The sequence below is a fragment of the Campylobacter sp. RM12637 genome, assembly GCF_020137645.1.
GTDB lineage: Bacteria > Campylobacterota > Campylobacteria > Campylobacterales > Campylobacteraceae > Campylobacter_E.
Genome location: NZ_JACGAV010000010.1, coordinates 1 through 23,132, shown reverse-complemented (window position 1 = coordinate 23,132; position 23,132 = coordinate 1). Strand labels below are relative to the sequence as shown.

The following is a 23,132-nucleotide window of genomic DNA, read 5'->3' as shown; positions in this document are numbered from 1 at the left end:
ATTTAAAATATGAATAATATTAAAATCAATCCAAGTTTGATTCAAAGTATTGAAAATACCAAATCAAATTCTAATAAAGTTGATAATGGTTTTTCATTTGCAGATGCTTTAAAACAAGAATTAGAAGAGCTAAATAAAGAACAAATTGTATCAGATAAAGCTATGGCTGATGTAGCTACTGGAAATGTGAAAGATTTACATCAAGCAGCTATTGCTATTAACAAGGCTGAAACAAGTATGAAATTTATGTTAGAAGTTAGAAATAAAGCTATTAACGCATACAAAGAGATAAGTAGAACTCAAATATAAAAAATGCAAACACCTTACGAGCCTAGTAAAAAGACTTTTATAGTATTGTTTTTTTTGTTGCTCGCTTCTTTTTTTATTATTTTTTCTTTTGTTAGAAGCAAAACTAATGAAAGGAATGTAGGTAGTATTGAAAGAGGTGAGCGAGTAGGTGCTTTAAATGGAGATATTATTAGTGCTGATGGATATACATTAGTAACTAGTAGAAGAATTTATAGAGCTGAAATTGATATTAGAAGTATTAATTTAGATAAATTAGATTATTTTTTAAAATTATTTCAGATTTATGCCTTTATTGATGATAAAGAAATGAAAGATATTAAAGCAAGATTATTAAAAGCTTTAAAGCAAAAAAAGGTTTATAATTTTGTTTTATCAAAAGAAATTGATTCAAAAGCTGCAAGTTATTTACAAGAATTATCTAAAAAACTTTATGTTTCAGGATTTTTTAAATCCTTTAAAAATGCAAATGGAAAAGTAAGCACAAGAAGACTTGAGATAATTGAACATAAAGAAGAAAGAGTTTTTTCTAAAGGAGATATTTTAACCCCAATTCTTGGTTATTCTCAACTAAGTTTAGAAGATGGAATATATTCAAATATTCCAAAAAAAGGTTTGGAAAAATATTATGAGCAGTATTTAAGCCCTAAAAGTGATTATAAAATAACAGGTAGTAAGGATATTGGTGGAAATATAATCATAAATTCTGATAGTTTTTTAAGTGATAGAATTAATGGTAGTAATGTATATTTAAATGTAAATTTAAAGCTTCAAAAAGGGTTAGAAAATATAGCAAGTGTTGCTAGAAAAAATTTTGGTGCTAAGCAAGTAATAATAGGCATTTTAGATAGCAAAGATGCAAGTGTAATTGCACTAGCAACTAGCAAAAGGTATGACCCATATCATAGAAAAAGTGATTTATCGTATCTAAATACTGACGCTGTAGAATTTGAATACGAACCAGGCTCGGTAATTAAGCCAATTGCTTTTGCTAATTTATTAAAACTAAATCGCATAACCCCTTTTGAATGGGTAAAGACTTATGGCGGAAGAATGAAGCTTGATAAGTTTTACATAACAGATACACATCCTATGGATAGTATGATTGCTGAAGATATTATAGTTCATTCATCAAATATAGGAATGGTTCAAATTTCTAATAAAGAAAATGTAAAAGAATTAATTAATGGTTATTTGGAATTTAATTTAGGAAATTTAACTGGTATTGACTTGCCTTATGAAAAAGCAGGTTTTATAAAAGATGCTAAAAAAACTTATGAAGTAGAAAAAAATACTATGGCTTATGGATATGGTTTTAGAACCACCTTTATACAACTTTTAGCAGCTTATAATGTATTTAACAATCGTGGAATTTGGATTAGTCCTAAAATTGCTAAATATTATAATGAAGATAAGGAATTAAAAGAAATATATACTAAAACAGAAAAAGAAGTCTTGCCACTTGAAATTGCAAAGCAGATGAATAGGATATTAATAAAAACTGCAAATCAAAAATCTTTAGCAAAATATTGGCCTTTAGGAATTAGCGTAGGTGGTAAAACAGGAACAGCAAGAATTAGTGTTAGTGGAAAATATGAAAGAGAATATAATGCAAATTTCTTCGGTTTTGCAAATGATGAAAACAATAGATACACAATTGGTGTTTTAGTAATGAGTCCTGATAAAGATAAAGAAGGATATTATGCAGCCCAAACAGCTTTACCTGTTGCAGCACTTGCTATTAATCAATTAATAGAAGATGGTTTTTTAAAGCCAAGTTATAATAGAATTGATTAATATTTATTTTATAAAATGCCCCTAAAAACGGATAAATAATGCAAAATATTAAAAATCAAATGATTTCATTTGCTAATGAAATATTAAAAAATTTTAATGGTGCTGTTTTAGGGCTTAGTGGTGGGCTTGATAGTGCTATTGTATTAAGAATATTAAGCGAGTGCGAAAAAAAGCCACATTGCCTTATAATGCCTACTAATATTTCAAATAAAACAAATCTTGATGACGCTATTAATTTAGCAAATAAATATGCTTTAAAATATGAAATTATAAATATTCAAAACATTTTAGATGAATTTATTAAAGCAAGTGGTTCTAATGACAAGGTATTAATAGGAAATTTTGCAGCTAGGATTAGAATGACTTTATTATATGATTATTCAGCTAAGCATAATTTATTAGTAGCAGGGACAAGCAATAAGAGTGAATTAATGTTAGGATATGGCACTATTTGGGGAGATTTAGCCTGTGCTTTTAATATTTTAGGCGATTTTTACAAGAGTGAATTATTTGAGTTTGCTAAATTTTTAGAACTACCTAATAATATAATTAGTAAAAAACCAAGCGCAGACCTTTATGAAGGTCAAGATGATGAGAGCGATATTGGTTTTACTTATACAGAAATTGATAAGTTTTTAAAAAATTATGAAAAAAATATAATTGATAATAATTATATAAAACTATTAGATAGAATAAATAAAAATAAGTTCAAAAGAGAAAATATAAAAATATTTAAAAGGTCATAAATATGAAAGAAATTTCTTGTTTTTTAAATGTAATTACAGAAGATGATAAAGAGTTTTTAATTAAATCATTAGATAATGATATAAATAGTATTAAATTATTAGAAGATAGTTTAAGTGAAATTTATAAAGGTTCTCGTATAGTTTTAACCAATAATCACACAGCAGCACACCATTTAGCTTTAAGTGCGATTGATTTAAAGCGTGGAGATAAGGTAATTTGCTCTGTAAATTCATTTCCAACAATTGCTCAAAGTATTAGATATTTTGATGCTGAACCTATTTTTGTAGATGTTGAGCTTGATAGTTTTAATATTGATATAAAGAGTTTAGAAGAAGCACTAATTAAACATAATCACAAGAAATTAAGAGCAGTTTTTGTAAATCATACCGCAGGGCTTGCAGCAAAACTTGATGAAATTAGAGCTTTATGTGAAAAATACAATGTATCTGTAATAAATGATTGTGGTTTTGCACTTGGTATGGAGTATAAAGGCGAATTAGTAGGAACTAAGGATTTAATATCTTCTTTTGGGTTTAATGCGATGAGAAAAGACCCTGTGTTTGCAGGCGGATTTTTAGTAATTAATGATGAAAAAGTTTATGAAAGAGCAAAATTATTAAACTCAAATGGAATTTCATCAAATGCTTGGGGAGATGATGGCAATCTTGGATATTTTTATGATGTAACAGATATTGGACACGAGTATGAAATCACTAAAGTATGTGCGTCTTTAGCTTTATCTAAAGTAAAAAATTATAAATATTACTTAAAAAGAAGAAGAGAAATAGCAAATATTTATAATGAAGAGTTAAAGGGTTTAAAGCATATTAAATTGCCTACAACAACCCCAGAACACACATTTTTAAGATATATCATAAAGGTTGATAAAAATAGAGATAATTTTGCTAAAAAGCTAAAAGAAATGGGGATAAATACAGGAATTCATTTCATACCTTTAAATTTCTTAAGCTACTATAAACAAAAATATAATCTAAAAATCAATGATTTTCCAAATGCTTTAGCAAACTATGCTCAGATTTTATCAATACCAATTCATATAAATCTTAGCGATGAAGATGTAAAAAGAGTTTGTGATGCTATAAAAACTCTTGATTCAAGCTGGATTTAATGGGTTTTATTGATAGATATTTTTTTAATCCTAATTTATGGCAAAAGATTTTAATTTTCACTCTTTTGCCATTTTCTTATATATATTCTTTTATTGCTAGTAAAAACTTTAAATCTACAAAGAAAAATGATTTTAAAATTCCAATAATTAGCGTAGGAAATATCAGCGTAGGCGGTAATGGTAAAACCCCATTTTGCAAGGCTTTAAGCGATATGCTTTATCCTATTTATAACGATGATATTTTTATTATTCTTCGTGGTTATAAACGCAAAAGCAAAGGTTTGCTTGTAGTAAAATTGCATAATCAAATTCTAAGCGATTATTTAAACGCAGGTGATGAAGCATTAGAACACGCTTTATTTACAAAAGCAAATGTGATAGTTAGTGAAGATAGAATTAAAGGCATTCAAAAGGCTATTAGTTTGGGTGCAAAATGTATTATTTTAGATGATGCTTTTTCTAAGACAAATATAAAAAAATTTGATATTTTATTAAACTCAAATATAAAATATAAATATAATTTTACCCTTCCAAGTGGAGCTTATAGACTTCCTAAAAGTTATGAAAAATTTGCAGATTTTAATGCTTATCAAGATTTACATTTTAAAAGGACTTCTTTTATTAAAGACATTAAAGAAGATATGATTTTAATATCAGCTATTGCAAAGCCTTTTAGATTATTGCAATATAAAGATTTAGTAAAAGCTTATTATTTTTATAACGACCATTCAAGCTTTAATAAAGAAGAGCTAATAAATCTTATGCAAAAGCACAATGCAAAATATATTTTGCTAACTAAAAAAGATTATGTAAAAATAAAAGATTTTAATTTAGAAACTATATTAATTGATGAAGAATTAATAATTTTTGATGAGTTAAAAACAGCTATATTTAATTATTTAAAGGAATTTAATGTATCTTATAAAGACAACCAGCAATGATTTAGAATTGCTTAAAAAAATTGCAAATAAAATAATCAAAAAAGAGCTTAGCAAGTGTATTCATATTGCTAAAATTACAAGTATTTATAAATGGGACGGAAAAATTATTAATGATGATGAGTTTAGTTTAGAAATAAAATCAAAAAATATAAAAAAGGTTTATAAAATAATCAAAAAACACCATAATTACGAATGTTTTGAGTTTGTGTATTATAAATTTAAAGCAAAAGATAAGTATTTAGAATTTTTAAAGGAGAAATAATGATATTTTATTCAAGTAGAGATGAAAACATTACAAGTGATTTTGCAAATGCACTTAAAAATCCACTCTCAAGCGATGGGGGATTGTTTTGCCCTAGTAAATTGCAAGTATTTAATAAAGATGAATTAAAAGGTTTGGGTTATAAAGAATTTGCTAAAAAGATTTTTTCAAGTTTGAGTGATGATTTGAGTAGTTTTGAAAATAGTTTAGATGAATATTTAGATTTTGATACTAAAGAGCCTTTTGTTATCAAAAAACTTGATAGTAAAACTGATATATGTGAATTATTTCACGGAAAAACTAGAGCTTTTAAGGACTTAGCATTAGCACCACTTGCAAGACTTATGGATAATGATAAACATTTAATTATCTGTGCTACTAGCGGAGATACAGGCCCAGCAACTCTTAGTGCATTTAGTAAAAACAAAAGCTCAAAAGTAGTTTGTATTTTCCCAAAAGGAAAAACAAGTGCTGTTCAAGAGCGTCAAATGGCTAATGTAGATTATGGTAATTCTTTAGTATTAGCAATTGATGGTAATTTTGATGATGCTCAAAGCACATTAAAAAATCTATTAAATGATAAAGAATTTAAAGAAATTGTAAAAAATCAAGGCTTAAATCTAAGTGCTGCAAATTCACTTAATTTCGGAAGAATTACTTATCAATTGCTATATCATTATTATCTTAGTCTTCAATACAAAAACCCAATAAATGTGATAATTCCTAGTGGGAATTTCGGTAATGCACTTGCTTGTTTTTATGCTAAGCAAATGGGTGCAAATATAGATAAAATCAAAATCGTAAGCAATGAAAATACAATTCTTTATGATTTCTTTACTACAGGTGAATATGATTTAAGAAATCGTGAGTTTAAATGCACTTATTCTCCTGCTATGGATATTTTAAAATCATCAAATCTTGAACGCTTAATGTATTATTTCTTCGGAGCTAGTAGAACTAAACAATTATATTTAAGTCTTGAAAGTGATAAATATTTTAAAATTACTAAAGATGAACTTGCTAGATTAAAAGAACATTTTATAGCTTATAAATGCAGTGATACCGAAACTTTAGAAAATATTAAAGCTTATAAAAATTATTTATTAGACCCACATACAGCAACAGCGATTAATGCTCTTGATGATAGTTTTAATGTGATTTGTTCTACTGCTGAATGGACTAAATTTACCCCTAGTATTCAAAAAGCTTTAGGCATATTTAAAGATGAATTAAGCGGCATTAAAGATTTGGCTAAAAAGTATAATTATAAGCTTAATGATAGTCTTTTAAATGCTTTAAATTCAACTAATTATTATGCAAAAGATATAAAAGTAGATGAGATTAAAAAAACAATAATAGAATGGATAAAACAATGATTATAATTCCTGCTAGACTTAAATCAAGTCGTTTTAGTGAAAAGATTTTAGTGCCAATCAAAGGCATTCCTATGTGTATTTACACAGCTTTAAATGCTAGTAAGGCTGATAGGGTTGTGATTGCTACTGATAGTTCTAAGGTATTAGAATTGGCAAAAGAATATAATTTAACAGCTATTTTAACAAAGCAAACTCACGAAAGTGGGACTGAAAGATTAGCTGAATGCGTTGATATTTTAGGTCTTAATGATGATGAGTTAATTATAAATCTTCAAGCAGATGAGCCTTTATTTGAGCTTAGCAATTTAATTAAGTTTAAAGAATTTTGCAATGAATTTAAGAATGAATTTTTTATGGCGAGTTGCTATACTATAAAAGATACTCCAAGTGATGAAAATATGGTAAAAGTAGTCCTTGATACTAAGCAAAATGCTATATATTTTTCAAGAGCATCAATTCCTTACGATAGAGATAAAAAGGGTGTAAAATACAATCATCATTTAGGCATATATGCTTATACAGCTAAGTCTTTAAAAGAATTTATAACTCTTAAATCAAGCTTAGAACATATTGAAAAATTAGAGCAATTAAGAGCTATTGAAAATGGCAAAATCATTAAAATGTGCGAGATTAATACAAAGTCTTTTGGTATTGATACAAAGGCTGATTACGAAAGATTATTGCAGGTTTTAGAAAATGACAAATGAGCTAATTTTAGCCATTATTAGTATTGTATTTTTTATAGTTTGCATTATTTTTTATATTCGTTATATAAATATTTTTAAGAGTGAAAGCTCGCTTAAAAACGAGTTTTTATCTCTTGCTAAAGATAAAGAATATTTGAGTGTTTTGAGTGAGAATTTAAAACAAGAATTAAATAATTATAAAAATAATTTAGTGCAAATTGAAAATGAAAGAAATAATTTAAATATTCAAAACTCGGCTTTAAGCGAAAAAATAAATAATCTTGAAAATGATTATAAAGAATTAAAAAACGAGAATAATTTTATAAATGCTGAAGTAGCAAACAAGCGTAATCAAAATGAAATTTTAAATACAGAACTTTCAAGGCTAAATGAAGAGCTTAAAAATACTAAAGAGCAATTTGAAAAAGAGTGCGAAAACTTAAAAAATACAAAAGATATTTTAGATAATTTATCTTCTAAATACCATTTAGAAAATGCTAAAAACGAAGCTTTAAACGAAAAAGTAAAATTGTATGAAAACAATTTAAAATCTTTAGAAGAAAAATATGAAAATACTTTAAAAACCTTAGAAAATAACCTAAAAGAGCAAAATGAAAAAAGCTCAAAATTAATTTATGAAGAAAACACAAAAGTATTATTAAATAATTCAAATGAGCTTTTAAACAAGATTTTTAGCCCTTTAAAAGAGCAAATTAGCGAATATGAAAAAGCTTTATTAAAGCAAAATACAAGCATAGAAAATAATATAAAAACAATGTTTGAAACAAGTCAGAATTTAGGCAAAAAGGCTGATGAGTTTGCTAATATTTTAAAAGGTGATAAAAAGGCTCGTGGGGATTTTGGCGAGATTATGCTTAAGCAGTGTTTATTATCTAGTGGGCTTATTGAAAACGAGCATTTTTTTATGCAAGAAAGCTTTAAAGATAGTGATAATAATACAAAAAGACCAGATGCGATTGTGTATTTTGAACCTAACAAATGCGTTATTATTGATTCTAAGTTCTCTTTACCAAGTAGTGATAATTTAGAAGTTTATAAAGATGAAATTGCAAATAATTTAAATGCTAGGATAAATGAACTTGCGAAAAAAGATTATGAATTAGCAGTTGATTTTGCAAATGAATATGTGATTTTATTTGTGCCTTATCAAAATATTTTAGATTTAGCCTTAGAAAGTGATTCACAGATTTTTAAAAAAGCCGAAGCTAAAAAGATATTTTTAGTAAGTCCTACTACGCTTTTTATGGGACTTAAAATGATTTATTTTGGCTGGAAAAACTATGAAGTAAATCAAAACGCTTTAAAAGTCTTTAATGAATTTGGTAAATTTTATGATAAATACGCTAGTTTTTATGAAGATTATGAAAAATTAAAAAAACAATGCGAAAATGGTTTTTTAAAAATTGATACTCATTTATATGGTAAAGGTAGTATTAGTTCTCGTTTAGAAAATCTAAAAGCCTTAGGTATTAAAAACAAAAAAGAATTAAGCGAATTAGCAAAAGATTTAAAAGATAGTGAAATTACTAGATTGATTGATGAAAAATAATTAAAGTATTAATTATTTTTAAAAGTTTTATGAATTAAATAATAAATTATAAATCCTTTTAAAAGTTCTATTTTAAGGGGATTTTTTTAAAATTTTTGAATTGTTTTTTTAAAAAAATTTGTTATTATTTATAAGCATACATTTAGGAGAGAAAATGATTTTTTTAATACCATTAATTATATTTATAGGAATACTTTTTGGGATTGATTACATATATTTTCAAGATGATGATAATAATGTAAAACAAGAAAAAGTTATAAAAAAACAAGAAGTAAGCAATGTAGATGAATATATCAAAAAGTATACAAAATGATAAAACAAGCTTTAATTGATACTTTTGCCGTTGCTGTTGCTTATATAGTAATTGGTATTGCATTTGGCATTCTTGCTTATTCAAATTCTTTTAGTTTTTTTGAAGTTTTTGTGGCTGCTGTTTTTGTTTTTTCTGCGTCATTGCAATTTTTATTATTATCTTTACTTAGTTCGGGTGCTAGTTTAGTAGAGATTTTAATAGCTTCAAGTTTGCTAAATCTTAGACATTTTTTCTATGTTTTAGGAGCTTTAAAATATTTTAGAGATTTAGGCTTTATAAGATACTATGCGATTTTTACTTTAACTGATGAGAGTTTTGCCTTACTTAGTGCAAAAGATTATGATAAAAAAACTGCCGTATTAATTCTAACTTTTAATCATTTTTATTGGATTTTTGGTTGTATTGTAGGGTATTTTATAGCAAGTTTTGCTAAGGCTGATTATAGTGCTTTAGGATTTTCTTTAAATGCTTTATTTATAGTTTTAGCTTACGAACTTTACATAAAACATAAAGAAAATAAAGTATTTTTCATAGCTTTAACTCTTGGGCTTATAGGTTTATTTTTCATAGATAAACAATATATGATGTTAAGTTGTATTTTTTCAGGAATTTTTATATTGATTTTAGGAAAGAAATTATGTCTTATACGATGAGTGCTTTATTAATTGCTGGTTTTAGTGCTGTTGTTTTAAAGGCTTTAGCTTATATATTTTTTGGGACAAAAAAACCAAATGAGCTTTTAATGTATCTTGAAAAACATATGCCACTTTTGATTATGGTTATCTTAGTTTGCTTTTTATATAAAGGCTTAGATTATGAAAACCCACCTTATGCAAGTGATTATTTAGTAGCTGGGCTTGTTGCCTTAATCTCTCATATAATGTTTAAAAAAGGTTTTATTAGCATTATTTTAGCAACTTGTGTTTTTTATGTTTTACACGAAATTATTTTTTAGGAATTTAAATTGAGATATAGTGTTTTATTACTTAGTTTATTGTTTTTGAGTGCTTGTGGTGGTGGCGGTGCTGCTGCTAGTGTAGAGCCAAATAATTCAAATAATCAAAGCACAATTAATAAAGATTATACAAATTATTTGCCTACTGCTAATTTTAATTTAGAAGATAGTTTATACAATAGTAGTTATTTAAAATTCACACCGCAAAATTCTTCATCAAGCTATGTTACAAATATAGGCTTTAGCTCTAATTGGAATCAAGGTTTTTTAGGAACAGGAATAATCTTAGCTATCCTAGATACAGGGACAAGTGATTTAAGCAAATTAGCTTTTAATAATCATTATGAATATAAGGAAGTAGATAGAGCACATTGGAAATCACTAGATTATAGATTAAAAAATACTAATTTTACTGCTAACACTTACAAAAGCTCTGTTTTGATTAATGAAAAAACAAACGCAAAAGCAACTCATGGAATGCTAGTAATGAGTACTGCAAGTTATTTAGCAAAGGATATAAGGTTTGCTAATGTGCCTTTGCCTTTACTTGATTCAGATGGAAATAAGTTAAGTTCAGGAGATGATGTAAATCTTGCTGCTACAATTGATTATTTATCAAATAGCGGGGTAAGGTTTTTTAACCGCTCATTTGCAAGAACAAAAACAATAGATACTAGTGAAGATAATATCGGGGTATTTTATCCAGCGATTATGCAAAATAATGCTCTTGTAGTTAGTTCAGCGGGAAATGAGGAAACAACAGGAGATTTTTCAGCTCATGCTTTACCTATTAATAGCCCACTTAGAAAAGGTTGGATAATTGCACTTGGTTATTATGATAAAAAACCAAATAAAGATTACAAAGATATTTATTATATTATGGATAATGGGGTTAGAAAATATGTATATTCTGCAGGAAATACTTGCAAAAAATATGGTTGGGATGATTGTATAGCAGCTCCTTTTTTAATAAATAATAATGCAGGAACTAGCTTTAGTGCCCCAGCTATTTTAACTCTTGGTGCTTTAATTTATGAAAAATATCCTTGGATGAGTAATGATAATATTAAAGAGAGTATTTTTACAACGGCTTATAAGGTTTATGGAGCAAGTGAAAGCGAAGTTAAAGCTCATTTTGGAGAAGGCATTATAAATCCAGCAAAAGCAATGAATGGAGTTGCAAGTTTAAGGCATGATTTTAATGCTAATGTAGATATAGATAATTTATATGTATTCTCAAATGATATTAGTGGTAATGCAGGGCTTATTAAAGATGGGATTGGAACTCTTGCTTTAAGTGGAAAAAATACTTTTACAGGAGATATAAGTATTAAAAAAGGTGTTTTGTGGCTTAGTAATTCAAATAAAGCTAGTATCACTAATAATTCTATATTAAGAATGAGTAATGCTAGTGCTGCAAATTTAACCAATAATGGAATTTTAGTTAATGAAGGAATGGAAGTTAATAATCTAAGTTTAGCTGATACAAGCGTAGTTTATACAAATATAGGCGAAAAATTTAATGTAATTAATAAAGCTACTCTTAATGGGGATTTAAATGTAGTTGGGGTTAAATACGGCTATACCTTAAATAAAGAAAGAGAAAATATCTTAACAGCAGGAAGTATTGAAGGTGAGTTTAAAAATATAAAACCAAATTCTACATTTTTGAAATTAAGCGAACCAATATATGATAAAAATAATTTAAGTATTAAGGTAGATAAAATTGATGATTTAAATACTTTACCTGAATTAAATGCTTATGCTAAGAAAAATTACACAAGTTTATTTTCAAAATTTGATAGATTACTTTATGAAACAAAAAAGCCTGATTTACCATTGGATACGGCAAATTATAAAGAAGTGAATTTAAATGGTGATTTACGCGAAAATGAGTTTTTAAAATACAATATGATTGCAAATGCGATAATAAATACAACAAAAGATGAATTAGCATCTACTACAAAATTATTATTTGCAGAAGATATTTATACAAACTCAATTTTAAATATCGCAAGGATAAAATCACTAAATAAAATAAGTTTTGATAATTTTGGAGTAAGTTATAATTACAATAAAATTAGTGATTTAAAAGAAAGTTCAAGTGAATATAAAATAGCTAATAATTTTGATAATTTAGGTCTTGCTTTTGTTTATAATGACGCTAGGATTTATAATGATAATTTTAAAAACAATTCAAGAACTTTAGGCTTTTTAGTAGGTTATAAAATAGATTTAGATGATTATTATTCTAAGAATTTGATTTCGTATTTTGATATTAAAAATAATGCAAATAGATTTGATTTAAGCTCAAAATTTAAAAATAAAGCCTTTTTAATCTCAAGTGAATTAGGGTTAAACAATAATATTAGTCCTTATTTTAGGTTAAATTATTTGAAGTATTTTCAAGATAGCTTTAATGAAAATAGCAATCTATTAGCTTTATCGTTTAATAAGTTTAATAAAGACTTTTATTATGCTAATTTAGGAATTAATTCTAATTTTGCTTTTAAAAAGCTAAATCTTAAAACTTATGCTGATTTAGAATATAATTTCAATAAAGATTATTATTTTTTAGCTAAATATGATTTTTCTGATGAATTAAAAATATCAAATGGCTTTTATAAACAATATTTATTTAATTTAGGTATTAATTTATCTTATCGTTTAAATGATAAAGTGGATTTTAATTTTGATTATAATAATTCATTTGCTAAGAATTATTTTGCAAATAAATTTAATTTAGGATTTTTATATGAATTTTAAACTATCATTAATTGCTTCTATATTTTTATTAAGTGCTTGTGGTGGTGGAGGCGAAGCTAATACTCAAACTCCTAATATAAAATCTTCACAAGATACTTCTACTTCAAGACCATATAAACCTACAGCTAAAGTATCAACTAATGAGAATTTTCAAAACATAGTTGAAAATGCCAAAATAACTTCGGATTATTCTAATTTGCCTGTAATTAATACACCTAAAAAAACCAATATAGCCACTAAGTTAAACACTAAAACTGATACTGCTACTATTAGTGTTTTTGCTAAGCTTTATGATACAAATTTAGCTACTTTTCAAAGTGCAAATAATCCATCAAGCTATTCAAACAAAGAAGTTTCAAGGTCAAATAATAATCAAACTAGCTATGGATTTAGCCCTAATTGGAATCAAGGCTTTTTAGGAAAAGGAATAATTATCGGGGTAAATGATTCGGGGACTGATGATTTAAAAAATGTCTTAGTAAATAAGCATTTTGATTATAAAAAGACAAATCACACTAAATGGAATTCATTGGCAAATAGGATAGATGATGATAATTTTATAAGTAAAAACTATTCAAATTCTATTTTAAAAGATAGCAATAATAGTCCTATTTTACACGGCAAAAATGTAATGAATACTGCAAATACAATTGCAAGTGAGATTAAATTTGCAAATATAGTAAATCCTATTAGTAAAAGTGAAATTGGCGATGATATTAATTTAGCCGCTACAATTGATGCTTTATCAAATAGTGGAGTTAGGTTTTTTAATCAATCTTATGAATATAGTAATTTAGATTATTCAAGTCCAAATACAGGCATATTTTATACGGCAATTATGAAAAATAATGCTTTAGTTTTTAATGCAGCAGGTAATATTACTGATAATATTAATAAGCCTTTTACAACCCACGCAATCCCACTTGATAGTCCTTTAAGAAAAGGTTGGGTAATTGTTTTAGGATATAAAACCAATGCAGCAAGAGTAGATGAATATGGTAAGCATTTTTACATACAAGATAATGATGGGGCAATTAAAGAAGTTTTTCATCACGGAAATACTTGCAAGAAAAATGGTTGGGATGATTGTATTTCAGCTCCTTTTGAAATAAATGGAATTGAAGGCACAAGTTATAGCACTCCAATAACTGCTAGTGTGGCGGCTTTAATTTATGAAAAATACCCTTGGATGAGTAATGATAATATTAAAGAGAGTTTATTTACAACTGCATTTAAGGTTACAAGCACTACAAATAATGCTGATGATATTAAGGCTCGTTTTGGGGTAGGGATTTTAAATCCTACTCGTGCTATGAATGGGGTTGCTGAATTTAGAAAAGACTTTTATGCTAATGTGGATTTAGATAATTTATATGTATTTTCAAATAATATTAAAGGTGATTTTGGTCTTATTAAAGATGGAATTGGGACTTTAGTATTAAGTGGGGATAATACTTTTAAAGGTAATAGCGAGATTAAAAACGGCACATTGTGGCTAACTGGCAAGAAAAATCAAGCACATTTTACAAATACAAATGGTGTTTTAAGAGTAAGCAATACAACTGCAAGTGGTATTACAAATAATAGTGTTTTAATAAACGAAGGTTTAACTTTAGGTAGCCTTGAATTAGGTGCAAATAGCAAGATTTATTCTAATTTAGGCGAGAGTTTTAGAGTTTTAGGTAATGCTAAATTAGACGGGGAATTTAATTTAGTAGGTGTTAAATCAGGTGCGAATATAACTCAAGGTCAAAATGTAGATATTCTAACGGCAAGAAGCATTGAAAATAGATTTAAATCGGTGCAATCATTAGTAACTTTTTTAGAAATTAATGAGCCAACTTATACTAATGATAAAGTAAGCGTTATGGTTAAAAGAATTGATTTAAATAAAATTAATAATTTAAATGATTTTGCAAGCAAAAATTATCAATTATTGTTTAATCAACTTGATAATTATTTAGAATACGAAGTTGGTAAAAGAGATAAAACAAGCGATGATTTAGCTTATAATAATATTAATTTAGATGGGCATTTAAGCGAAGCTGAATACAATTTAAGAAGAGCTGATTTGTTTTATGCTAGTATTTTAAATACTACTCAAGACGAATTAGCAAAAAATACAAATAAGCTTTTTGCTAATGATTTATACGATAATAGTTTAATGAATATTGCAAAGGTTAAAGGTATTCAAGCAAATGATTTAAAAGATGATTTTAATATAGAACAAAGCTATAAATATAATAAAATTAATTCTTTAAAAGAAAGCTCAAATGAGACTTTAATTAGCAATGCTTTAATAAAAGATGATTTTAAATTCGCTTTAGGTTTTGTTTATAATAATTCAAATATTTATAATGATGATTTTAAAAACAATGCAAGAACTCTTGGCTTAATTGCTAATGCGAATTTTAATTTAGATGATTTTTATATCAATAATAAATTAAGTTATATTAATACTTTAAATAAGACAGAAAGATTTGGCAATTATGCGAAATTTTATGATAATTCTTTAGCATATACTTTAAAATTTGCTTATAAATTGAATGATTTTTATCCTTTTGTCGCTTTAAATGGTATTTTTTATAAACAAAATTCTTTTAATGAATTAGGCAATGATTTTAGCGTAAGTGTTAATAGCTTTAAAAAGTTTTTTACTTATTCAAATATAGGACTTGAGTATAAGAAAAATTTAAATTATTTAAACTTGTTAGCTAGTGTTGATTTAGAATATAATTTTTACAAACATTATTTATTAAAGGCAAAAAATATAAGCTATCAAAATAGCATTGATATTAGTAATGGTTTTTCAAAAAAACTATTAACTAATATTAATTTAGGTTTAGGTTATTCTTTTAACGATAGGCTTAATCTTGGGATAAATTATAAGTTAAATTATGCTAAAGATTATTTTGCTAATAAGTTTATGTTGGGTATTAATTATAATTTTTAAGGAGCTTTAATGAGAGTTTTTAAGTTTGGCGATAATATAGATACAGATTTAATCATAGCCGCAAGATATTTAAATACAAGTGATGAAAAAGTATTGGCTAGTTATGTTATGGAAGATGCTAGACCTGGATTTTTTAAAGAAATTAAAGAAAATGATTGCATAGTTGCAGGAGAGAATTTTGGCTGTGGTTCTAGTCGTGAGCACGCACCAATTGCTATTAAAGCTGCAAATATTAAATGTGTAATCGCAAAAACTTATGCGAGAATTTTTTATAGAAACGCATACAATACTGGACTTTTAATATTAGAGTGCAACGATACTGATAAAATTGCAGAAAATGATGAATTAGATATAGATATTACAAACGGAATTATTAAAAATATCACAAAAAACGAAAGCTATAAAATAAATCCAATCCCTGTATTTATGCAAGAATTATTAAATGCGGGTGGTTTGATTGAATACGCTAGTAAGGTTGCAAAATGAATAAAATTTGTGTAATTAAAGGCGATGGAATAGGCCCTGAAATAATCAATGAAGCTATAAGAGTTTTAAAAGTAGTTCGCCCTGATTTAGAATATACTGAATGTTTAATGGGTGGGGCTGCGATTGATGAGGTTGGAGTTCCTTTACCACAAGAAACTATTGATGTAGCATTAAATTCTAATGCAGTTTTATTTGGTGCAATTGGTGGAGAAAAATGGGATAAGCTAGAACGCCATTTAAGACCTGAGAGTGGATTATTAGCACTTAGAAAAGCTTTAGGAGTATTTGCAAATCTTCGTCCTGCTTTTGTATATGATGGACTTGAAGAGCTTAGCACTATTAAAGCTAGTGTTGTAAAAGGCGTTGATTTACTTGTAGTAAGAGAATTAACTGGTGGAATTTATTTTGGACAACCTAGAGAAAAATTAGAAGATAGAGCTTATAATACAATGGTTTATACTCGTGATGAGATAATTAGAATTGCAAAAATTGGTTTTGAAAGTGCAATGAAACGCCGCAAAAAATTATGTATGGTAGATAAGGCTAATGTGCTTGAAACTTCAGCTTTATGGAGAGAAGTTTGCGATGAGTTGGCTGTAAATTATCCTGAAGTTGAATTAAGCTATATGTATGTAGATAATGCTGCTATGCAACTTATTAAAAATCCAAAGCAATTTGATGTGATTTTAACAGAGAATTTATTTGGAGATATTTTAAGTGATGAAGCTAGTATGGTAGTTGGCTCAATCGGATTACTTGCAAGTGCTAGTATAGGTGGAAAAGTTGGACTTTATGAGCCAATTCACGGAAGTGCTCCTGATATTGCTGGTCAAGGCATAGCAAATCCAATTGCTACGATTTTGAGTGCTGCTATGATGTTAAGATTTGCATTAAACGATGAAGTATCAGCATCAAAAATAGAAAATGCAGTAAAAAGAGTAATAAGCGAAGGCTATGGATGTGCTGATTTAGCTAATGCAAAAATTAAATTAAATACCCAAGAAATGGGCGAATTAGTAGCGAAGTATTGCTAATGCAAACAATTACCGCAGCAAAGATTTATGAAGAACAAGGGCTAAGAGAAGAAGCCCTTGAAATATATAAAAATATTTTAAAGCGTGATAAAAACAATCAAGCAGCTAAAGAAGGTATTTATAGATTAAGTGGTGCTAAGGTGCATAAACTTGAGCTTAATTTATTAATGTATGATTTTTTTATGAATGCTAAAAGCGAACAAGAATATAATGAGTTTAAAAGGTGGCTAATAAATATATGAATAATGAAGAATTATCACAAATGATTGATAGATTATCTCAAGTAGCAGCAGAAGAGATTAAAAAAGAATATGAAAAAACTGAAGAAGAGCAAATAAATGAAGTAAAAGCAGTAAATGAAATCAGTAGCGAAGAAGAGATAATAGCTAAGATTGAAGATATTCAAAGAGCTAAAGAAACTACTAGCACAGCTATGCTATCAACTTATGAAAAGCAATATTTATTGAAAATTAAAGAAAGAATTTTAGTTCTTTTTGAAGCTTTAAATACCAAGCAAAATGAAGAAGATTTACAAAAAAGATTAGAAATAACAATATCTTTTATTGAATTTTTACTAGCAAGTATTGAAGAGCGTTTAAAAAATTAATGCTTCCTTGGGATGATGAGACTTTTTTAACAATACAATCAATTTTATCAAAATACACAAAAAGAGCTTATTTTGTGGGTGGTTGTGTTAGAGATATTTATCTAAGTAATAATACAAATGATTATGATATAGAGATTTATGATGTAAGTCCTAGTAAAATGGAGCAGATTGCTAAAGAATTAAACGCTTTAGGTGTAGGCAAAAGTTTTTTTGTATATAAAAAAGCAAATTATGATTTAGCACTTGCAAGAACAGAGAAAAAAACAGGCGATTTACATACGGATTTTCGTGTAAAAGTTGAAAAAAGCATATACAAAGGCTCGCTTAGAAGAGATTTTCGTATGAATACAATAATGATTAATATTTTTACACAAGAAATAATAGACTTACATAAAGGCATTCAAGATTGTAAAAAAAAGCTAATTAGAATAGTGAATTATTCTACATTCAAAGAAGATTCGCTAAGGCTTTTAAGATTTATTCAATTTATCGCAAGATTTAAGCTAAAGACTAAGAAAAGGGATTTAAGATACCTAAAAAAAATTGATATTTCAAACCTTAGCAAGGATAGAATTTATAATGAATTAATAAAATTATTTGAAGCAAAATACCCTGAAATTGGGCTTTATTATTTGTATAAACTAAATTTATTTGAAAAATGCTTTGGTTTTAGCGTTAGTAAATATGAATTTTTTGCTGTTTTAAAAAAGATTAAAGATAATAAGAATTTAGTTTGTAAGGAAAAAAGATTTGCTTTAATGTTTTTTTATTTTATTGATTATTTTAATATATATTATCAATTTATGCCTTATAAAAAAATGCTTTTCTTTTTAACAAAAGAGCCAAATTTTAATGATTTAAATGACTATAATTTATGCAAAATTGCTATTAAAATGCCGCTTAGAGAGTGGCTTGGGCTAAATAAGGATATTGTAAAACGAGCTAAAGAATTAGGAATTTATAATGACAAAATAAAAGTCGTATATGAGAATATTAACTCAAAAGAAGAAGCACTAATATGTGAAGAAAAAGCCATTAAGGAGTATATGAAAAATGTTTAATATAGTTTTAGTTGAGCCAAGAATTGCAGGAAATGTAGGGACAATAGGTAGAATGTGCTATAACTTAGGTTTTAAATTGCATCTTGTTGGACCTCATTTTTTGGACTTTTCAAGTAAAAAGATTATGCACGCAGGTCTTGATTATTGGGATAAACTTGAGCCGATTTTTTGGGATAATACAAAGGATTTTTTAGCTAATAATGATATTGCTAAAATGAAATTCGCTAGCACAAAATCAAAAAATCCTTATTTTAACGCTAATTTTAGCGAAGGAGATTTTATAGTGTTTGGAAGTGAGAGTTTTGGTTTGCCACAGCCTGAAATTAAAGAGATTTTAAGTAATGAAAACACCTTTTTAATACCTATGAAAAGCTATGGCAGGTCGCTTAATCTAGCTCAAAGCGTTGCGTTTTTAAGCTCGGAAGCCTTAAGGCAGAATTTTAAAAATTTTAGTATTTAGTATTTATCTAGTTACTACTAACTAGATAAATTATTTTTTCTAAACAAAAGCAAAGAATTAAACACCACAACAAGCGATGAAATACTCATAAGCATAGCACAAAGTGCAGGATTTAAATGCAAATTAATCTCGCTAAAAACCCCACAAGCTAGAGCAATTCCTATGAAATTATAAAAAAACGATATGAATAAATTTTGCTTAATCTTACTATAAGCTTTATCAAAAATCTCAAAAAGTTTTATGATTTTAATCAAATCATTTTTTAGCAATATCGCATCGGCTTTATTTTTAGCAATTGCATTTGCGTTGCTAAATGATATGCCAAAATTAGCCGTTCTTAATGCCTTAATATCATTAGCCCCGTCCCCAATAAATACGCTTTTTGCGTTTAAACTCTTTATTATCGCAGCTTTATTTTCAGGTGTAACTCTAAAATAATATTCGCTAATTTCTAGTTTGTTTGCTAGATTTTCTACTCTTTCTTTACTATCTCCGCTAATTATTATTATTCTTTTATTGAGTGATTTTAAAAAGCTAATTAATTCTTTTGCATTTTCATTAATTTCGTTTTCTAAAGTAATTTTGCCTAAATATAAATCATTTTTATAACACAAAAACTCATTTTCGCAAGGTTTTATTTCTACTTTTAAATTCTCATCAGTATAAAATAAAGAATTATCCTTTAAGGCGCAAGTTCCATTTAAATCTAAAAAATCAGTAAAATTATTCGTAATACTTTTAGCTATTGGGTGATTTTGAGTATTTTCAATACTTGCAATTAGCCTAAAATCAGCTTCGCTTAAATCGTGTGATATTTTTTGCACGGAATTTGTAAGTGTGCCTGTTTTATCAAAAACAAAGCATTCTATATCTTTTATTGAGTTAATTAGCTCTGGATTTTTTAAAATTATTCCTTCTTTAAAGCATAAATTAATGCAAATTACTATTACCATAGGAATTGCAAGTCCTAAGGCACATGGACACGAGATTAACAACACACTACTAACATAAAAAAACACCTTAGAAGAATCTATAAAATACCAAACAAGTCCTGTAATACTAGCAATTATACAAATTATTAATACAAAATATTTGCTAATCTTATCAACTAATTTAAAGGCTTTTAAATCCTTATTATTAGCTTTCATTGCTTCATCTTTAAGCTTTTCAAGTGAGCTTTCATAATAAGTGCTAGTTGCTTTTATCTTTAATAATTCGCCCTTATTAATGCTACCTGCATAAACTAATTCTCCTATTTTTTTGCTTAGACTAAAGCTTTCTCCGCTAATAACGCTCTCATCAATTAAGGCTTCATTTAGACATATTCCATCTACTAAGATTTCTTCGCCGTTTTTAATAAGTAGCTCATCATCTTTATTTATTTGATTTGCTTTTATTATTTTATTGTTTGCTAGGGTTATTGTAGGGATTTTGCTTGGTGTGATTAAAGAATTTGCTTTAGCTTTTGCTTTATTTTCAATAAATTTTCCAAGCCTAATCACAAAGCAGACAAAAGTGCTTTCAAAAAAGAAATGATGATGAATACTAAAAAATGAATAAAAATAATTAATGCTAATTCCAAGCACTACAAGTAAATCCATTCCATAGCTTTTATGAAATATTACTCTTTTATAAAAATCAAGCGAAAGTAAAATAGCCAAACTTGCAAAAACACAAGAGAATAAAAAGCTAAAATCAATAAAAGTTAAAACACTAAAAATCGCTAAAAAAATTAGCCTAATGCCTTCGTAAGTTTTTTTTGCATTTATTTTTTCTAAGCTTACTTCAAAGCCTAGTTTTTTGATAGCAAAAATTAGCTTTTCACTATCAAAATCATCATTTACACTAAATTCTCCAAATTTATTGATAAAATCAACCCTTGCATCTATTACGCCTAATTTTAAGGCTTCTTGTTTGATTGAATTAGCACAATTTACACAATGCATTCCGTTAATAAAAAGCCTTATATTTTTCATACTAATTTACCTAATCTAAATCCTAATTCTAAAAGCTCATCTTCAAATTCTTCTTTATTCGCATTTATAAAAATATATTTTAAATCATCACTAAAATTAATTGTCCCAAAATCTTCTTCTAAAGCATTTTTTATCTTATTTACACAATGATTGCAATTTACATTAAAAATCTCATATTTTTTCATTTTATCTCCTTTAAAAAATGTAGCTTTCCCCATCACCTGGGATTAAAACTCTATCGTTTAAATTATTCTTATTTACAAATTCTTTTAAAGCTTTTCTAGTTAAAATACAATGATTAATAGCTTCTAAATGAACGGCTATTATCTTGCTAGTTGATATTTTAGCAATATTTTTAATATCGTTTTCATTCATAATAATACTATCATCAAATCCTAAAACCATAGCATTTCCAGCATTTACAATAACAATATCATAATTTTGTTTTAAAGTATTTTCAACATCTTTTGTTAAAACACTATCTCCTATTAAATAAACACTTTTGCAATCTTTTGCACTAAAAATAACTCCCATAGTATCACCTAAAAGCCTTGCTAATTCTTCGTTTTTATATATTTCTTCGCTTCCGTGTTTTGCTTTAGTTTTTGTTAGTTTTACTCCTTGAAATTCTAAAGTATTGCTTAAAATCTCAAGATTTTTGAATCCTAAATCTTTAAAATAATTATAATCTTGATTATCTTGAACGAAAACTTTAATATTTTTATCTAATTTTTTACAGGTATATTCATCTATATGGTCTAAGTGATTATGAGTAATTATTACAGCATTTACATCATTTATAATTTCTTCAAAACTAAATGGCAAATCCACTAAAGGATTTCTTAAATGTGAATTATAAGTATTTGCAAAACCTTCATAAGTGCCTTTTGGTGCTAACATAGGGTCTATTAAAAAACACACATTATTTATAGTAATTTTTACACAAGCGCTTCTAATTAATTGAACTTTTGTATTCATAAAATCTCCTTAATTTAAATTAAAGGATAGATATTATCTTTTTTAAAAATAATTGTAAATTACTTACTTTTTCGTATGTATGATAAGCTTTTTTCATTTAAAGCATTGAATAATTTCTTTTCTTTTAAAACTTCAATGCCTATTTCTTGAAAAATAATAATAGCTTTTAACATTTGCTTTCCACGATTTGTTAAAAAATATTCTACTTTTAGTGGATAGCCATCATAAGTTATTTTATCTACTAAGCCATTTTCTCTTAATTGATTTAAGTGTTCAAGAAGCATTTTTTGACTAATTCCAATTATATCTTTTTGTAATTTTGATAAAGAAGAATTACCTAAACTTAATTGAAAAATGATTATGCTTTTCCATTTTCCATTTATCATATTTGCAGCTATTTGCAAAGGACAGGTTACATTATTCATATTTATTTGCATAAAAACTCCTTTATACTTACAAATTCGTAAGTAATTTACATTTACTTAAATATGAATTATAATCATAAAAATTAAAAAGGATTAAAGTTATCTTAAAACTAAATTTAAAGGAAAAACAATGACTTGCACCTATCAAGACTTAATTCATAAACCAATAAAACAACATTCAAACAATCATTCTTGCAATCACTCACACCATAATCATTCACACCATAATTCTAATCATTCCCACGAACATCACGACCATTCTCATACTCATTCTTATGATTTTACTAAGAATAAAAAAGCATTG

The 23,132-nt window shown here is 26.7% G+C and carries 24 protein-coding genes; 20 read left to right on the top strand and 4 right to left on the bottom strand.

Annotated elements, in window-relative coordinates; translation table 11 throughout:
- The first annotated feature begins 9 nt into the window (after positions 1-9).
- The 20 genes from fliE (at position 10) to AVBRAN12637_RS06200 (ending at position 19,449) form a co-directional block, all read left to right on the top strand.
- Positions 10-309 carry a flagellar hook-basal body complex protein FliE gene (gene fliE, locus AVBRAN12637_RS06295; RefSeq protein WP_214117859.1) on the top strand — a complete coding sequence of 100 codons (300 nt, stop codon included), beginning with the start codon at positions 10-12 and terminating at the stop codon, positions 307-309.
- Positions 310-312: 3 nt separating this feature from the next.
- Entirely contained in the window at positions 313-2,103 is a 1,791-nt protein-coding gene (locus tag AVBRAN12637_RS06290; RefSeq protein ID WP_214117858.1) for a penicillin-binding transpeptidase domain-containing protein, read from the top strand.
- Positions 2,104-2,141: 38 nt separating this feature from the next.
- The gene (gene nadE / locus AVBRAN12637_RS06285) at positions 2,142-2,849 is read left to right on the top strand and encodes an NAD(+) synthase (protein WP_214117857.1); all 708 of its coding nucleotides are present in this window, start codon (positions 2,142-2,144) and stop codon (positions 2,847-2,849) included.
- A 2-nt stretch (positions 2,850-2,851) separates the two neighbouring features.
- Entirely contained in the window at positions 2,852-3,979 is a 1,128-nt protein-coding gene (locus AVBRAN12637_RS06280) for a DegT/DnrJ/EryC1/StrS family aminotransferase (protein WP_214117856.1), read from the top strand.
- The gene (locus AVBRAN12637_RS06275) at positions 3,979-4,920 is read left to right on the top strand and encodes a tetraacyldisaccharide 4'-kinase (protein ID WP_214150325.1); all 942 of its coding nucleotides are present in this window, start codon (positions 3,979-3,981) and stop codon (positions 4,918-4,920) included. The genes AVBRAN12637_RS06280 and AVBRAN12637_RS06275 overlap by 1 nt, the downstream gene beginning before the upstream one ends.
- A complete protein-coding gene (cutA, locus tag AVBRAN12637_RS06270; RefSeq protein ID WP_214120292.1) occupies positions 4,892-5,182 on the top strand; it encodes a divalent cation tolerance protein CutA in 291 nt (96 codons plus the stop codon). The genes AVBRAN12637_RS06275 and cutA overlap by 29 nt, the downstream gene beginning before the upstream one ends.
- Entirely contained in the window at positions 5,182-6,558 is a 1,377-nt protein-coding gene (gene thrC, locus AVBRAN12637_RS06265) for a threonine synthase (protein WP_336615523.1), read from the top strand. Before cutA ends, thrC begins: the two co-directional genes overlap by 1 nt.
- The gene (gene kdsB / locus AVBRAN12637_RS06260) at positions 6,555-7,265 is read left to right on the top strand and encodes a 3-deoxy-manno-octulosonate cytidylyltransferase (protein ID WP_336614770.1); all 711 of its coding nucleotides are present in this window, start codon (positions 6,555-6,557) and stop codon (positions 7,263-7,265) included. Before thrC ends, kdsB begins: the two co-directional genes overlap by 4 nt.
- The gene (gene rmuC, locus AVBRAN12637_RS06255; protein ID WP_336615522.1) at positions 7,255-8,814 is read left to right on the top strand and encodes a DNA recombination protein RmuC; all 1,560 of its coding nucleotides are present in this window, start codon (positions 7,255-7,257) and stop codon (positions 8,812-8,814) included. The genes kdsB and rmuC overlap by 11 nt, the downstream gene beginning before the upstream one ends.
- A gap of 154 nt (positions 8,815-8,968) precedes the next feature.
- Positions 8,969-9,127 carry a hypothetical protein gene (locus AVBRAN12637_RS06250; RefSeq protein WP_214117850.1) on the top strand — a complete coding sequence of 53 codons (159 nt, stop codon included), beginning with the start codon at positions 8,969-8,971 and terminating at the stop codon, positions 9,125-9,127.
- The gene (locus AVBRAN12637_RS06245; RefSeq protein WP_336615521.1) at positions 9,124-9,780 is read left to right on the top strand and encodes an AzlC family ABC transporter permease; all 657 of its coding nucleotides are present in this window, start codon (positions 9,124-9,126) and stop codon (positions 9,778-9,780) included. The genes AVBRAN12637_RS06250 and AVBRAN12637_RS06245 overlap by 4 nt, the downstream gene beginning before the upstream one ends.
- On the top strand, positions 9,765-10,082 hold the full coding sequence (locus tag AVBRAN12637_RS06240; protein WP_214117848.1) for an AzlD domain-containing protein: 318 nt from the start codon (positions 9,765-9,767) through the stop codon (positions 10,080-10,082). Before AVBRAN12637_RS06245 ends, AVBRAN12637_RS06240 begins: the two co-directional genes overlap by 16 nt.
- A gap of 9 nt (positions 10,083-10,091) precedes the next feature.
- Positions 10,092-12,848: a S8 family serine peptidase gene (locus tag AVBRAN12637_RS06235; RefSeq protein ID WP_336615520.1), complete on the top strand. Its 2,757-nt coding sequence runs from the start codon at positions 10,092-10,094 to the stop codon at positions 12,846-12,848.
- On the top strand, positions 12,838-15,801 hold the full coding sequence (locus AVBRAN12637_RS06230; protein ID WP_336615519.1) for a S8 family serine peptidase: 2,964 nt from the start codon (positions 12,838-12,840) through the stop codon (positions 15,799-15,801). The genes AVBRAN12637_RS06235 and AVBRAN12637_RS06230 overlap by 11 nt, the downstream gene beginning before the upstream one ends.
- A gap of 9 nt (positions 15,802-15,810) precedes the next feature.
- Complete coding sequence (locus tag AVBRAN12637_RS06225; protein ID WP_214117845.1) at positions 15,811-16,287, top strand: 3-isopropylmalate dehydratase small subunit; 477 nt, start codon at positions 15,811-15,813, stop codon at positions 16,285-16,287.
- Positions 16,284-17,321, top strand: a complete 1,038-nt coding sequence (gene leuB / locus AVBRAN12637_RS06220) for a 3-isopropylmalate dehydrogenase (RefSeq protein ID WP_336607318.1) — start codon at positions 16,284-16,286, stop codon at positions 17,319-17,321. Before AVBRAN12637_RS06225 ends, leuB begins: the two co-directional genes overlap by 4 nt.
- The gene (locus AVBRAN12637_RS06215; RefSeq protein ID WP_214117843.1) at positions 17,321-17,563 is read left to right on the top strand and encodes a hypothetical protein; all 243 of its coding nucleotides are present in this window, start codon (positions 17,321-17,323) and stop codon (positions 17,561-17,563) included. Before leuB ends, AVBRAN12637_RS06215 begins: the two co-directional genes overlap by 1 nt.
- Positions 17,560-17,928, top strand: a complete 369-nt coding sequence (locus tag AVBRAN12637_RS06210) for a CiaD-like domain-containing protein (RefSeq protein ID WP_214117842.1) — start codon at positions 17,560-17,562, stop codon at positions 17,926-17,928. The genes AVBRAN12637_RS06215 and AVBRAN12637_RS06210 overlap by 4 nt, the downstream gene beginning before the upstream one ends.
- Positions 17,928-18,989: a CCA tRNA nucleotidyltransferase gene (locus AVBRAN12637_RS06205; protein ID WP_336615518.1), complete on the top strand. Its 1,062-nt coding sequence runs from the start codon at positions 17,928-17,930 to the stop codon at positions 18,987-18,989. The genes AVBRAN12637_RS06210 and AVBRAN12637_RS06205 overlap by 1 nt, the downstream gene beginning before the upstream one ends.
- Positions 18,982-19,449 carry a tRNA (cytidine(34)-2'-O)-methyltransferase gene (locus AVBRAN12637_RS06200; RefSeq protein ID WP_336615517.1) on the top strand — a complete coding sequence of 156 codons (468 nt, stop codon included), beginning with the start codon at positions 18,982-18,984 and terminating at the stop codon, positions 19,447-19,449. Before AVBRAN12637_RS06205 ends, AVBRAN12637_RS06200 begins: the two co-directional genes overlap by 8 nt.
- 17 nt (positions 19,450-19,466) lie before the next feature.
- Here AVBRAN12637_RS06200 and AVBRAN12637_RS06195 read toward each other — a convergent pair whose 3' ends face one another.
- The 4 genes from AVBRAN12637_RS06195 to AVBRAN12637_RS06180 are packed head-to-tail and all read right to left on the bottom strand — an operon-like array spanning position 19,467 to position 22,840.
- Positions 19,467-21,425 (bottom strand): heavy metal translocating P-type ATPase, encoded by a 1,959-nt coding sequence (locus AVBRAN12637_RS06195; protein ID WP_336615516.1) that lies wholly within the window; start codon positions 21,423-21,425, stop codon positions 19,467-19,469.
- The gene (locus AVBRAN12637_RS06190; RefSeq protein ID WP_214120494.1) at positions 21,422-21,610 is read right to left on the bottom strand and encodes a heavy metal transport/detoxification protein; all 189 of its coding nucleotides are present in this window, start codon (positions 21,608-21,610) and stop codon (positions 21,422-21,424) included. The genes AVBRAN12637_RS06195 and AVBRAN12637_RS06190 overlap by 4 nt, the downstream gene beginning before the upstream one ends.
- A gap of 10 nt (positions 21,611-21,620) precedes the next feature.
- A complete protein-coding gene (locus AVBRAN12637_RS06185; protein ID WP_336615515.1) occupies positions 21,621-22,403 on the bottom strand; it encodes an MBL fold metallo-hydrolase in 783 nt (260 codons plus the stop codon).
- 59 nt (positions 22,404-22,462) lie between these two features.
- Positions 22,463-22,840 (bottom strand): winged helix-turn-helix transcriptional regulator, encoded by a 378-nt coding sequence (locus tag AVBRAN12637_RS06180; RefSeq protein WP_239803535.1) that lies wholly within the window; start codon positions 22,838-22,840, stop codon positions 22,463-22,465.
- Between the last annotated feature and the right edge of the window lie 292 nt (positions 22,841-23,132).